The sequence below is a fragment of the Agathobaculum sp. LCP25S3_E8 genome (assembly GCF_052117165.1).
GTDB lineage: Bacteria > Bacillota > Clostridia > Oscillospirales > Butyricicoccaceae > Agathobaculum.
Window position 1 is genome coordinate 1 of record NZ_JBQKJR010000003.1, and the last position, 13,175, is coordinate 13,175.

Sequence of the window (13,175 nt, forward strand, 5' to 3'; positions counted from 1 at the left end):
TTCGATGCAAAGAATCGTCATGTTTCAAAGCGCGGTTCACCTCACTTGCGTAAGGTGCTGTTTGAGATCGCCTCCATGATTCTTGTTCACGGAAACCCTGACAATTCTGTATTCTGCTTCATGGATAAGAAACGAGCGGAGGGAAAGCATTTCTATGTCTATACTGTGGCCGGAGCTGCAAAGTTCCTGCGGATTTATTATGCAAGAGTAAAAGAATATCTGAACACTCAAGAAATCGCTTGACTCTGCTGTAAATACGAAACCTCAAAGTCATAAAACCCTCAGGTCTGCAATTTTTACTTTGTTGCAGGTCTGTTTTGTTATGCTCATTTTCAGATATCCGATTTTTCATTTTGGGGCTTGACACCTATTAGCAGGTTTGCCGGTAGTTAAGTCTTTATATCCTCTGCCATACTTGCGTTATTATTGAGAGTGTACTACACTCTAATGGAAGCTACTTTGTTGCATCGCCAATCATGGTTTCAACGACATTCAGTATCCGGCGCTGCTCCCCGACGGGCAGATGCTTAAGCTTCAGAGACAGCTCAGATGCCTTCAATTCGTGAGATACGGTCAGGACATCAGCCAAAAGGTCATCAGATGAAACCCCCAACGTGTTGACAATACGGATATATGTTTCAAACTTGGGCAATTTCTCTCCGCGCTCCAACGCGCTTAGATAACTGACACTGATATCCAGCAGTTCCGCAAAGGATTCTCTGGACATATTGGCAGCTTCCCGAAAATGTCTTATATTACGTCCGATAGATTTATAGTCCAACCAAACACCTCCTCTATTTGTAAGCGATTGCTACAAATAGTATATGAAGAAGCATAAAATCGTAACATCATCTAAAAGAGGGTGAAGCACTCTATCTGAAAGTATTTTTTCGAGAAATTCCCTTGATAGATATTGCAGAACGCAAATAAGCGTGCTACAATTTCAACAGCCACTCGAGCAGGCGCCATTGGGTGCTTCTCGGAATGAAGGGTGTACTGGATATGATCTTATACGCAACAACAAATTATGCTCTCCAAATTATGATCGAGGTAGCGAAGAATGGTGGTGTGATATCCTCTGCGGCGCTTTCGGAGCGCATTGGGATATCGCAAAGGTATTTGAAAAAGATCACCACCCGTTTGAAAGAAGCGGGACTCCTTCGTTCCGTTCCCGGACATTATGGCGGTTATATTCTTCCCGAGGATTCGGAGAATCTGTCTGTATGGGATATTTTTCATGCGATGGAACCCAACAAACCTCTGATCGAATCGCAGACCGATGAACCGGAAACAGGCAGCGGTCTTGCAGTAAAAAATCTGCACAGTGAGATGAATCGTATGCTGCAGCACCACTTCCGTGCTGTCAGTCTTGCTGAGCTGGTGAAGTTAAGTGAGGAAAACGAGTTTTATGGATTTTATAAAGAAGAAAGGTAGCAAAGCGCCATGAAAATTCGAAATAAATTTGGAAGAAAGGACGGCATCGTTATTGCGGTCATTGCCGCGCTGATTTTATGCAGTATAGTTTTTGTGGCACGCGCTCAACTGCTCACAAATCGCAGCGTTGATCTGGATGACCTTGCGTTTTCAGAATTGAACAATGCAAATGAAAATCATCGGGAATATATCAGCAGACTGATCCAGGAAGAATATGGGTCGATCCATTCCTTGGCGCTGTACTTTGAAGAGAAAGAGGACTTTGATTTCCGCAACGAATTGGATCTGATAAGCTCTATTATGCTTGCCGACCATTATGGATTTATTGGCTACGCAAATCTGGACGGGAGCATTATCGCTCACGACGGAACGGTAAGGCCGAATGTCGCGGATAAGCAATGGTTTCAGGACGCGGTAAGCTGGATGGGATACGATTCCATAGAGGTGCTTCCTCCCGACGAAGAACATTCCAGACCTCACATCCATATCGCGTCCCCCGTCCGGAAATGCAACAACTTAACAGGAATTTTATGCGCCTGCATCGATGCGGATGATTTTAATGCGATGCTTACAGCCGGCTATTTTGATCAAAAGGAAGCCGTTTTTATTACCGATTCTGAGGGCAACATCCTTCTCTCCAATAAAAATACAGGAAGCCATATATTTGGAAACAACCTATTCGATTTTGTCGCGGTCGGAACCCTTCTGGATGGCGCGTCCGCTGAACATATCTTAACCAATCTGCAAAAAGGCAACAACGGACAATTCCGCGTGAATCACGGAGAATTGGAATACCTTGTTTACTCTCCCCTCGGCATCAATGACTGGATGCTTTTCAGCATGATCCCATCCAGCGTAGCAAACGCGCAGTTCAGCGCGTATATGGATCAGGCGGAGAATATCACAGGGATTTTCTCGATTGCGTTTTTGACAGCAATCGCTATCGTCTGCATCATGCTTGTGTTTTATATTCGTCAGAACAGGAAGATCCTTTTCATCCATGAGCAGAAGGAGACTGCTCAAAAAAATATTCTTACGGCGCTTGACAGTGTCATGTATGACTATGACGTGATTACGCAGGAGTTCCTTGTTCCGGACGGCTTTGCAGAAATGTTCGGCTGCTCCCTTCCTAAAGATATCTTTCAATCCTCAGAATGGACATCGCAGCATCCGGAGTTTGATGACAAGGCATTGCAGCAATGCTTCATTAGCGTCGGGATGAACAAGCGCAAAGGGGAAATTACGCTGAAACTCCAGTCTGACAGTAAAGGCCTGATATACATGCGGATCACCATGATCCCCCGTATCAACAACGACGGCCGGGTAATCGGTATTCATGGCATGATCGCCGATGTTACGGAAAGCTACACGAAAGATTTGTATCTCAGGCAGAATCATGACAGCGCGGTGGTGATCATTTCCGCGTTGGCTCCCATGGCTTTATCCGCAAACCTTACGCAGAACACCCACCACATTATCAGCTATAATCATTTTGATCTCAGCTGTGTTTTGGAGGAAGGTTCCTATGATGATTTGATCCGGCACGGTGCAGAGCATATCCATGAGGATGACCGGGATGCGTTTCTGTCCGCATTCTCCAGAGAAAACCTGCTGGCCGAGTTCGCAGCCGGACATGAAATTGTAGACTTTCCGCATCGTATGATCAACGACAGCGGCATGCTGCGCTGGTACATAGGCCGATGCGTTATGGTACGCAGCCAAACGGATAACGATATCCACATGGCAATGGTTTTGCTGGACAATACCCAACAGATGGAGCAGCAGCGGAAATTGCAGAAGCAATATGAACTGACGATTGAAAACCTACCCTCCTTTACCGCAAAATGGGTGTTTAAGAATGGGGATGTGTATCTTTTAGACGCAAACCGGCGGTATCTGGATTTCATGGGGGGAAGTGCGGATGAGCTTTTCAATAAGTCGGTCATATACGGGTTTGGGAAGCAGGACAAAGCGGCTTTGCTTTCCAGATTGTATGCGTCGGTCAGAAAGCGCGACAGCATTTCACTTACCCATAGCGTTGTTACATATGACGGCAAGAGCAGGTTTCTGGACATCCAGGCATCCTACTTTGAGGAAGTCGATGGGAATCCTGTCTACTTCGGAGTGCTGACGGATGTTACCGAGCTGGTTATGACGGAGGAACGTTTGAAACAGATTGAAACCAGCCTGCACACGACTGTGGATCACTTCATCCATACGATTTTGGAATACAACATTGAGACGCGGGCCATGCGTCTGGTTTCCGGAGGCGACTCCCGTATCGATATAGAAAGCGCGATCCGCAGCTGCCCGGAAAGCCTGTTTCAAAGCGGGGTCTTTGAAGCAGAAAGTCTGGACGTCATTCATCAGTTCTTTGGAGAACTGGAGGACGGTAGAAACAGCGGCCCCCTGCCGATGACGGTATGCTGTAAGGATGGAACAAGGCTGTTTGTGGAAACCACCGGAACGATCATCCATAATCCCAAGGGCGCACCTACCTCTGCACTCGTTATCCTGACCAAAACAGGTGAAATCGAGGGTGCGGATGAAACCAGTTCGGAGCAGGCTTCGGCCTCCGGAGAAACCGCCGACTCGCATAAGGCATTTGCCAGAACATTCGGCTCCTTTGACCTGTTCCTCCATGATAAGCCGCTGTATTTCACCAGCGCCAAAGCAAAAGAGCTTTTGGCCATACTTGTTGACCGCAGAGGCGGAACGCTTTCAGCTTCTGAAGCGATCAGCCTTTTGTGGGAGAATGAACCGGCCGGTGACAAGCAGCTGAACCGCTACCGCAAGCTGGCAACCAGATTAAAAGAAACGCTGGAATCTGCAGGTTGTGGGGATATTCTGATCAATGACAAAGGGGTACGCAGTATCGATATTACAAAATTGTCCTGTGATTATTTTCTTGCCGTAGACGGTGATGAAGCCGCACAGAAGCTGTACCAGGGCTTTTATATGAGCGGTTATTCCTGGGCTGAGGAACGGAACGCGGCACTGAACCGGATGTTTGGCGTTGACAGCAGCGATGAACAGATAAAATAAAAGTCATAAATCAATTCAGGCCCATAGCAGACCGTTGACCATGAGGTTGACTGTCCGCTATGGGCTTTTTGCTGTTTGAAAAGGAAAGTAGAAAAATAATTTTTTATTTTCCCTCAACTTTCCCTCATCTGTCCCTCTGCGTTCCCGCTGCTTTCCCGATTGTGTCACAGCAATTATTTATAATAGGGCTTATATGCTTTGCAGGTTGGCAAAACGCAGACGCTTTTGAAGGGAGGGCAGCAGATGGTTTTGAATGTCACAACGGATTATGCGGTGCGCATCCTGGTATATCTTGCCGCAGTTCGCCGTCAGGCCCCTGCACAGGAAGTATCCGAGAAGATGAACATTCCCGGAAAATATATTACGTCGATTGCGAAAAAGCTCAAAGATAGCGGACTCATCTCTTCTACGCAGGGAAGCAGCGGAGGCTACTGTCTGGAAAGAGATCCCTCGTCAATCAATCTGGCGGATGTCATTTGGGTTATGGAAAACGGGATCAGGTTAAATCATTGCGACAGCTGCGGCAGAAATTGCTATTTATATGGACAGCATGGCACCTGCCCCATAAGCAACGCATACGGAACTGCTAAGGCTGTTGTTGAAAGTGTTTTTGCCAGAATAACGATTCAAGACCTGGCCGAAAACAGTGTGTCTAAAAACAAATGGGATCATGATGACCCATAGTTAGATGAGGAAACAGCGCCTTTGTCCCATGCGCACAATCAGAAGCTATAGTAAGAAGAGAGGATGGTATTGCAATGCAGAAATGCGAAAATAACACGACTGCTCCGGATGATGCAATGGAAGTTCAGAGCAGCAAAACGAAAAGTAAAAAATTTTTGACGTTCCAGTGTGGTCAGCAGATGTTTGGCGTTGATATTACTGAAGTGCGGCAGATCATTGAGCTGCCGGAGTTTACGCCTCTTCCGGAGTCGCCGGAGTATATCAAGGGGATCGTCTGTATGCACGGCGAGGCCGTTCCTGTCATGGATTTGAACTTACGGCTCAACCAACTGGAAACAATATCCGGAGAACGCACCTGCGTGGTCGTGTTCACTTTAGAGGGACGCAGCTTTGGGGTAATCGTAGATGGCGTGGAAAATGTCGAGGACATTTTGGATGATGCGGTTTTACCGCCTCCGGGTCAGAAGGAAAGTGGGATCGACTATCTGCTGGGTGTTGTGAATCGAAACCCTGTTGTTCTGTTGGTGAACGCGTATTTCTTCATAAGCGCAGATGACATAGAGCGTTTATCGCAAATTACCGACACAGACGGCTGGACACAAAATAAGGATGAACATACAGGAGGGATTGAGAAATGAAAATGAAAAGAACACAAAAAATTGGCAATAAAATCACGGTGCTGTTTTCAGCTTTTTTCATAGTAACGATTATTGCCCTTGTAGTAACAAGCTGGCTTTCCATGACAGCAATCGTCAAAAATGAGTTAGAAAGCCAGTGTGTAACGGCAACGAACATGCTGGAGCGGGAGCTGGCTGCGGACGAAACAGCAGATCGTGATGCTCTTTTGGATGAATTAAAAAGAGAAATGGGTTGTGAATTTACCATTTTTGAAGGCGATGTCCGCACCCATACCACCGTAATAGAAAACGGGAAACGTTCCATTGGCACACGTCTGAATAGCGACCTCGCAAAAATTGTAATTAACCAGGGACAGGCATATGTTGGCGAAGCGGATATATTGGGAACGCCGTATTATTGCTCCTATTCCCCCATCAGGTCAGACGATGGAAAAGTTGACGGTCTGCTGTTTGCAGGGGTGTCAGAAGCAGACGCCGAGGCAATGATGACCAAAGGCACTGTGATTATGTGCATTATTGGTATTCTTTTGGTGCTTTGCGGAATCGTGACAACTCGGGTATTTGTAGTTAAATATGTTTCCAATCCTCTGAAAGAGATACAAAATGCCGCTGGTTCCCTCCTTGTGGGTGATTTTAGTGTTCAGCTCACATGTGACAGCAAGGACGAGTTTGGGGAAACCTGCCGCAAACTGCAAGAGAGTTTTACCGAACTGCGCCGGATCATAACGATTACTTCTAAGGGCATGGAGGCTCTTGCCGACGGCGACTACTCCATCACCACGACCAAGACATTCCTTGGAGAGACAAAAGGCATTGAGGATTCCGTTGACCTGCTTCTCATACGTATGAATCAGGCGATCCATCAGATCCGGTCTGCCGCAGAGCAGATTGACGCCGGGTCAAGGCAGGTTTCCGATGGCGCACAGGCATTGGCACAAAGCTCCACCCAGCAGGCCAGCAGCGTAGAGGAACTGTCCGCAAGACTGCAGGAAGCCTCTGAAACTGTCACTTCCAACGCAAAGGATGCCGGCGACGCGGCCAGGCTTGCGCTGGAGGTTGGACAGGTGACGCAGGAAACTTTGGAAGATATGAAGGAAATGCTGGGGGCAATGGATGAAATTTCGGCCACATCCGAGGAAATCAGCAAGGTTATCAAGACCATTGAGGACATCGCTTTCCAGACCAATATCCTTGCGCTCAACGCTGCTGTAGAAGCGGCACGGGCCGGAACCGCAGGTAAGGGGTTTGCGGTTGTTGCGGACGAAGTGCGCAACCTGGCAGCCAAATCTGCCGAGGCCGCACAACGCACTACCTCTATGATTGAAAACTCCCTGACTGCTGTAAAGCGCGGCGCAGGCGTTGCAGAAAGGACCAACGAATCCTTTGGCGGCCTTGCCGGGAAGGTGCAGGATACCGTAGCGTTGGTGAACCGTATCTCTGAGGCTTCCATGCAGCAATCTGCAAGCATTCAGGAAATAAATGTCGCCGTTGATCAGATTTCCTCTGCGGTGCAGACTAACTCCGCCACAAGCGAAGAAAGCGCGGCTGCCAGCGAAGAGCTTTCTTCTCAGGCAAGTCTCCTGAAAGAGCTTGTATCACGGTTCAAGCTGGCAGGTATGTAATTTCTCCGATATAAAAGCGAATCATCCTGTCTCTGCGCCTTTCTGAATCACATTGCAGAAAGGCGCGGGGATGGGATATTACTACAAAGTCTGCCGAAACGGAGGCAGTATGTTGTTGCCGATGAAGTGCGAAGCCTTGCCGGAAAATCAGCAGATGCCTCCAAGAGCACTTCTGAACTGATAGAAGGCTCCGCCGTTTCCGTACAGGCCGGTATGAAGATACTGAACCATACAGTTGCCTCATTGGGTGATGCAGTGGATTCGTCTCAGCAATCTGCAAAAATGATTTTGGCAATTTCTAATGACGCCAAAGAACAGGCGACTGCTATCAGCCAAATTACAGAAGCAATTGACCAAATTTCCAGCGTTGTTCAAACAACTTCCGCTACTTCGGAAGAAAGTGCCGCTACCAGCGAGGAATTGTCCTCTCAGGCACAGTTGTTGAAAGGATTGGTGGAGCAGTTTGTTCTAAAGGACGCTTCTCTTTCTGGCATTGGTTATATAGATGACGATTGTCTTAATCTTCCTGAAGAGTGCGGATCACAACGCAATTGGCATGCAGACAAGTATTGAGAAACTTGCTATATCAAAGGAGTTTTTGTGCTTATGAATAAAAAAGAACTGATTTGTGCCGTATCGGCTAAAACTGGGAAAACACAAAAAGATTGTGAACTGATTCTCAATGCTGCCTTTGCTACGATTGAGGATACCCTTGCTACAAACGAGACAGTAAGAATTATCGGGTTTGGAAGCTTTGGAGTGCGAGAATGTGCAGCACGAACAGCCAGAAATCCTCGTACAAATGAAATAATTCAAATTCCGCCATCCAGAGTTCCGACATTAAAAGCCGGTAAAGGATTAAAGGGAAAGCTGTAATTTCAAAGTCAGCATTGCAAAAATTAGGGATATTTTGCTTTGAACCGTGATGTATATGTTGGAGAGTGTGCTATGAAAAAATACAATGTTCTTTTGGTGGATGATTCCCGAGTTGTCCACGATGAAATGATGAAAATGCTGGCAGACAGTGAATTTCAGATCCAGACATATTGCCGAAGCGGTGAAAATGCGCTTTCCGTATATGCCGATGCAGCTCCCGATCTTGTTCTGATGGATATTGTCATGGCTGGGATGTGTGGTCTGGAGGCCGGCAGAAAAATCCTGTGCCAGTGGCCGGATGCCCGCATCCTCGTTGTTTCTGCCCTGGTATATGACGATGTGATCGAGGAAATCAACGAATTTGGAGACAAGGGCCTCGTTGCCGAACCGTTCAACCGGGACAATCTTTTAGAGGCCATGCGCAAGGCAGTTGCTTGAAACTTACGGAAAGGGGCGCATATATGGATTATTTTGAATACGGTGCGCTGATCGCGGATTATTCAGGCGCGATTTGCTATGTTAGCGATGCAGAAACCTATGAGCTTCTTTACTTATCAAAGGGCGGATGTGTAGCTTGCGGCATAAAAGACCGCAAAGACTTTCAGGGCCAGAAGTGCCATAAAATCCTTCAAGGCTTGGACAAGCCATGCCACTTTTGCACCAACAGCAAGCTCACTGAGGGAGTGGAATATCGTTGGGAACACTTCAATGAAAAAATGGGAAAATGGTATGACAGTTCCGATAGCCTGATGCGCATTGGTGGCCGTTTGTGCCGTCTGGAGATCGCACGGGATATTACGGCCCGAAAAAAAAACATGCGGCAATTTGACCAGATGACAATGGAAGATATTTTGTTTCGTTGCCTCCATACCCTAACCAGGGAGGATGATCTTAATGTTGCCGTAAATCAATTTTTGGAGGCCGTAGGCGGTCATTACCAGGCAGCAAGAGCCTATATCTTTGAGTTTGATATGGAGCGGAAAAGCCTGAGCAACACATTTGAATGGTGCCAGCCTGGCGTCACTGCCGAGATTGACAATCTGCAAAATCTTCCGCTGGAGGTTGTCTCCGACTGGATCATAAAGTTTGAGTCCAGCGGCGAATTTTCCATAAATTCTCTGGACAGTGATGTAGAGCATGACTCAGAAGGATACCGCATTCTGGAAATGCAGGGTATCCATAGCCTATTGGCAGCTCCACTGCGCCGGGATGGAGAAATCGTTGGTTTCATCGGCGTGGATGACCCGACCCGTGCAAGTGGAAATTTGATGCTGCTACGCTCCGTTTCCGAGTTTGTTCTGGAGGAACTGGAAAAGCGCAGACTGATCGCTGAATTGGAGTATCTGAGCTATATTGACGCGATGACTGGCCTGAAAAACCGCAATCAATATGCCCGTGTGCTGAAAGACTTTGACCGCAAACTGCCAAACACGCTGGGCGTTATTACGCTGGACATCAACGGACTGAAAAAAATCAATGAAATGCACGGGCAGAGCTATGGCGATTATGTAATCAAAGAGACAGGAAAGATCCTGCAAGAAGTTTTGCCCGATGCGGTATTCCGTACCAGTGGGGATGAATTTGTGGCCCTGTGTGTGGATATGGAACGGGATAAGTTTCAGGAGCACGTCATCGCTTTACGGGCAGGCTTTGACGCCAATCGGGATTTTAATGTTTCCATTGGATGTTCCTGGGATGATGGCGAATTTGACGTAAACAGTCTGATCCAGCAGGCGGAGGAGCTGCGGTACGGAGAAAAACAGTCCTATTACCATTCTGTGCTGAGTGAAGGAAGGACAACTGTGCGAAGCGGGTTTGCCGGAGAAGTATTACAGGAGATCGCGGATGATAGATTTTTGGTTTTCTATCAGCCGCAGGTGGATATCAAAACGGGCAAAATCATCGGTGCAGAAGCGTTGGTGCGAAAAAAGGCTGATGACGGAAGCTTAATCCCTCCGGGGAAGTTTATTCCCTTTTATGAAGTGGGCGGCGTAATCGGGCATGTTGACCTGTATGTGCTGCGCACCGCCTGCGCCGCCATACGGAAATGGCTGGAAAAGGGACTCTCCTTTCATCTGTCCGTCAACTTCTCCCGCATCACTTTATTGGAGCCTGATATTGTGGAGAAAATCAGCGCCATATGCGCTGAAAATCATGTGCCGTCCTCCGCTATTACTATTGAGGTGACGGAAAGCATCAGCAAAATGGAGCATGGCCGATTGAGAGAGTTGATAGCAAAACTGACTTCCGCAGGGTTTACCATTTCTCTTGATGACTTCGGATCACAATACTCTAACCTTGCGATTTTGGCAGCAATGGATTTTGACGAGATCAAGTTTGACAGAACACTGGTCAGCACATTGGAAGAAAACCATAAAAGCCGCGTGGTTTTAGAAAACAGCGTACGGTTATGCCACAGCCTGCAAGGGACTTCCTCCCTTGCAGAAGGAATCGAGACAGCGGGACAGCTGGCATTACTTCGTGACTACGGATGTGATTATGGACAAGGCTATTATTTCTCGAAACCAGTGTCATTGGATGAATTTAATGTGCTTCTTCGAAGCATCTGACTGCCTGAATTGACAAAAAACTTATATAACCGATTCTGATCTTCCGACAACGGAAAAACCGGCACAGGAGGACGGAATTCTGTTTTTAAGTTTTATATCCGACAGTCAGCTCTATGGTGTTCCCGTAGAGCATGTTCTGGAAGTGGTTCGCGGCAGGAGTATTACGGGACTTCCCGGTATGCCCGGTTACATAAAAGGGATCATCAATCTGCGCGGAGATGTGATCCCGGTAATCGATCTGCGCAAAAAGCTAGGCAAAGACCCCATTGAGTACACGCTGGAAAGTTGTGTCATCATACTGGAAACGGAGACCTCAAAAGCAGGACTGTTTATGGATTCTGTTCAGACGGTTATTCCGATTGCTTCGGACGCAATCTCTATGCCTTCCTTCCTCACAGACCGTAATCAAAACCTCCTTGCCGGGGTTGGACGAGCAGAAAACAGAACTATTTTGTTGCTGAACACTGAGGTTTTACTATCGGAGGTTGGATAAATTGGCGAAAATTCAAGAAACCATCGCGGCCCAGTTATCGCGTTATTCTATCGCGGGCTATGATAATATAAAGCAGCATGTTATCCTCTCTGTCGCCCTGGCTTTTTGCATCATGGCCCATACATATTTACTGGTGTTTTTCGCTATGGGGAAAATCGAGCCGTTGATTATAGCTAACATCGGCTCGTTGGCAATTTATTATTTCACGGCCGCCTTTCTGATAAAGCGGCGCCGTTATTTGATAATCCGCACGATTATCGTGTGTGAGGTCAGCCTATATGCGACTTTTACAGGGTATATGTTTGGAATAGGCAATTATATTATCGGGAATTTTCTACTAATTCTCGTTTTGCAACTACTTCTACCCTATGGCGATCTATGGTACAGATGGATGTTGTCATTGTTTTCAATATCCCTTATGGTATTCAGCTTCTCATTGGGCTATATCACTGCACCCGTGCTTGTACTGCCGGATTTCGAGAACGGAATCTTCATAGCGGCCAATATCTGCATCATGTTATTCGGCACTTGCATTGAAATTAAGATCGAGCAAATCATTCTGAGTGTTATCGATGAATCTCACAAATATTCGCTGGAAAAAGCGACGCTGGCCGCCAACACAGACGCCCTTACTTCGGCTTATAACAGACGGTATGCCGATGAATATATCGAAAATCTGCAAGCAAGTTCACCCAATGTAAACTTCTGCGTCGCAATGGTGGATGCGGATAAATTCAAAGAAATCAATGATGTGCTTGGGCATGATGTAGGGGATCAGGTTTTGATCCATATTACAAAGTATTTCCAAACCCACTTGAGGCAGAATGACATGCTGTTTCGCTGGGGCGGGGATGAGTTTCTGATTATCCTGAAAGAAATCACGTTGCCACAGGCACACGGCGTTCTTGACCGGGTACGTAAGCAGCTGATAGACACTCCATTTCAGGCAAAGAATCAAGCAGTGAACATCTCAATCTCCGTTGGTGTTGCTGAATTTGATCTCTGCAATCCATATGCCAGCATTGAACGCTGCGACCAAAACCTGCTTGTCAGTAAGCAGCGAGGCCGGAATATGGTGTATTCAGGTTTATAAGCCACATCGAGACAAAAATTTATATGTTTGGGGGTGTTGAACTGTGGCAGAGTCGAAAGAGAAAAATTGGGGACTAAAAGAAGGTATGCGCTTGGAACTGTTCTCGGAGTACCAGGTTTTTCTTTTCAATGGTATTTTAAGCAAGATTGATGAAGATGCCATTTGGGTTGCGAATGCTGCTGGAGGCGATGTCCCGCCTATTATTTATAACACCAATGTGCATCTGAAAGGAAACCGGAAGGACGGCGGCACTGTTATTCTGTTTGGAACGATCCGCGGTAGCTCATCCTTGTTCTGGAAAATCGACCAGCTTTCCCAATATAGCTTTTACAACAAGCGAAGTTACTACCGCCAATCTGTGTCAATAGAAACAACGGTGTATTCGCTTAGAGATGAACCTGATGGTGAAAGTAAAGCATACAATCTGTCTATTCCGGCAGAACACTGCAAAGTTTTGAATATCAGCGGCGGGGGATTGCTGTTTAGCAGTAACAGACATTTCCGCCTTAACACAAGTGTTCAGATGGGGGATATCGTCCTCCGTCCCGCCCAAGCTCCATTTTCACTAAAATGCAGTATTTTACGGGTAACAGACAATGGCGGGAGATTTTTTCATGGCTGCCAGTTCATTGACTTGGATGGCAAAGAACAGGAGCGCCTGATCCGCGATGTTTTTTTGCTTCAAGGCGAGGAAATCCGGAGAAGAAAAAAGCGATAAAA

The 13,175-nt window shown here is 46.8% G+C and carries 13 protein-coding genes and 1 pseudogene; 13 read left to right on the forward strand and 1 reads right to left on the reverse strand.

Annotated features, from left to right (window positions below; translation table 11 throughout):
- Nucleotides 1–243: pseudogene (locus ACTQ34_RS02040) on the forward strand (IS110 family transposase); the annotation flags it as partial.
- A gap of 211 nt (nt 244–454) precedes the next feature.
- Here ACTQ34_RS02040 and ACTQ34_RS02045 read toward each other — a convergent pair.
- Nucleotides 455–781: a helix-turn-helix domain-containing protein gene (locus tag ACTQ34_RS02045; RefSeq protein WP_441146919.1), complete on the reverse strand. Its 327-nt coding sequence runs from the start codon at nt 779–781 to the stop codon at nt 455–457.
- 203 nt (nt 782–984) lie between these two features.
- Between ACTQ34_RS02045 and ACTQ34_RS02050 the strand changes: the two genes are divergently transcribed.
- The 12 genes from ACTQ34_RS02050 to ACTQ34_RS02105 all read left to right on the forward strand — a co-directional run bounded on the left by ACTQ34_RS02050 (nt 985) and on the right by ACTQ34_RS02105 (nt 13,173).
- Entirely contained in the window at nt 985–1,434 is a 450-nt protein-coding gene (locus ACTQ34_RS02050; RefSeq protein ID WP_441362269.1) for an RrF2 family transcriptional regulator, read from the forward strand.
- A 9-nt stretch (nt 1,435–1,443) separates the two neighbouring features.
- On the forward strand, nt 1,444–4,479 hold the full coding sequence (locus tag ACTQ34_RS02055) for a cache domain-containing protein (RefSeq protein ID WP_441362270.1): 3,036 nt from the start codon (nt 1,444–1,446) through the stop codon (nt 4,477–4,479).
- Between the two features lie 243 nt (nt 4,480–4,722).
- Nucleotides 4,723–5,163 carry an RrF2 family transcriptional regulator gene (locus ACTQ34_RS02060; RefSeq protein WP_441146924.1) on the forward strand — a complete coding sequence of 147 codons (441 nt, stop codon included), beginning with the start codon at nt 4,723–4,725 and terminating at the stop codon, nt 5,161–5,163.
- A 74-nt stretch (nt 5,164–5,237) separates the two neighbouring features.
- The gene (locus ACTQ34_RS02065; RefSeq protein WP_441146926.1) at nt 5,238–5,801 is read left to right on the forward strand and encodes a chemotaxis protein CheW; all 564 of its coding nucleotides are present in this window, start codon (nt 5,238–5,240) and stop codon (nt 5,799–5,801) included.
- A complete protein-coding gene (locus tag ACTQ34_RS02070; protein ID WP_441362271.1) occupies nt 5,798–7,423 on the forward strand; it encodes a methyl-accepting chemotaxis protein in 1,626 nt (541 codons plus the stop codon). Before ACTQ34_RS02065 ends, ACTQ34_RS02070 begins: the two co-directional genes overlap by 4 nt.
- Before the next feature lie 213 nt (nt 7,424–7,636).
- Nucleotides 7,637–7,996 (forward strand): hypothetical protein, encoded by a 360-nt coding sequence (locus ACTQ34_RS02075; RefSeq protein WP_441362272.1) that lies wholly within the window; start codon nt 7,637–7,639, stop codon nt 7,994–7,996.
- A 33-nt stretch (nt 7,997–8,029) separates the two neighbouring features.
- The gene (locus ACTQ34_RS02080) at nt 8,030–8,299 is read left to right on the forward strand and encodes an HU family DNA-binding protein (protein ID WP_441362273.1); all 270 of its coding nucleotides are present in this window, start codon (nt 8,030–8,032) and stop codon (nt 8,297–8,299) included.
- Between the two features lie 72 nt (nt 8,300–8,371).
- Nucleotides 8,372–8,737, forward strand: coding sequence for a response regulator (locus tag ACTQ34_RS02085; protein ID WP_441362274.1), 366 nt, complete (start codon nt 8,372–8,374; stop codon nt 8,735–8,737).
- Between the two features lie 23 nt (nt 8,738–8,760).
- Complete coding sequence (locus ACTQ34_RS02090) at nt 8,761–10,869, forward strand: sensor domain-containing phosphodiesterase (RefSeq protein ID WP_441362275.1); 2,109 nt, start codon at nt 8,761–8,763, stop codon at nt 10,867–10,869.
- Nucleotides 10,870–10,963: 94 nt separating this feature from the next.
- A complete protein-coding gene (locus ACTQ34_RS02095) occupies nt 10,964–11,362 on the forward strand; it encodes a chemotaxis protein CheW (RefSeq protein ID WP_441362364.1) in 399 nt (132 codons plus the stop codon).
- Between the two features lies 1 nt (nt 11,363).
- The gene (locus ACTQ34_RS02100) at nt 11,364–12,455 is read left to right on the forward strand and encodes a GGDEF domain-containing protein (RefSeq protein ID WP_441362276.1); all 1,092 of its coding nucleotides are present in this window, start codon (nt 11,364–11,366) and stop codon (nt 12,453–12,455) included.
- 43 nt (nt 12,456–12,498) lie between these two features.
- Nucleotides 12,499–13,173 carry a PilZ domain-containing protein gene (locus tag ACTQ34_RS02105; RefSeq protein ID WP_441362277.1) on the forward strand — a complete coding sequence of 225 codons (675 nt, stop codon included), beginning with the start codon at nt 12,499–12,501 and terminating at the stop codon, nt 13,171–13,173.
- Nucleotides 13,174–13,175 lie beyond the last annotated feature (2 nt).

Bases quoted from the DNA above. Each gene is read 5' to 3' on its own strand.
- ACTQ34_RS02075 (WP_441362272.1), top strand. From the start codon at position 7,637: ATGAAGATACTGAACCATACAGTTGCCTCATTGGGTGATGCAGTGGAT.
- ACTQ34_RS02055 (WP_441362270.1), top strand. From the start codon at position 1,444: ATGAAAATTCGAAATAAATTTGGAAGAAAGGACGGCATCGTTATTGCG.
- ACTQ34_RS02060 (WP_441146924.1), top strand. From the start codon at position 4,723: ATGGTTTTGAATGTCACAACGGATTATGCGGTGCGCATCCTGGTATAT.
- ACTQ34_RS02085 (WP_441362274.1), top strand. From the start codon at position 8,372: ATGAAAAAATACAATGTTCTTTTGGTGGATGATTCCCGAGTTGTCCAC.
- ACTQ34_RS02050 (WP_441362269.1), top strand. From the start codon at position 985: ATGAAGGGTGTACTGGATATGATCTTATACGCAACAACAAATTATGCT.
- ACTQ34_RS02070 (WP_441362271.1), top strand. From the start codon at position 5,798: ATGAAAATGAAAAGAACACAAAAAATTGGCAATAAAATCACGGTGCTG.
- ACTQ34_RS02080 (WP_441362273.1), top strand. From the start codon at position 8,030: ATGAATAAAAAAGAACTGATTTGTGCCGTATCGGCTAAAACTGGGAAA.
- ACTQ34_RS02065 (WP_441146926.1), top strand. From the start codon at position 5,238: ATGCAGAAATGCGAAAATAACACGACTGCTCCGGATGATGCAATGGAA.
- ACTQ34_RS02090 (WP_441362275.1), top strand. From the start codon at position 8,761: ATGGATTATTTTGAATACGGTGCGCTGATCGCGGATTATTCAGGCGCG.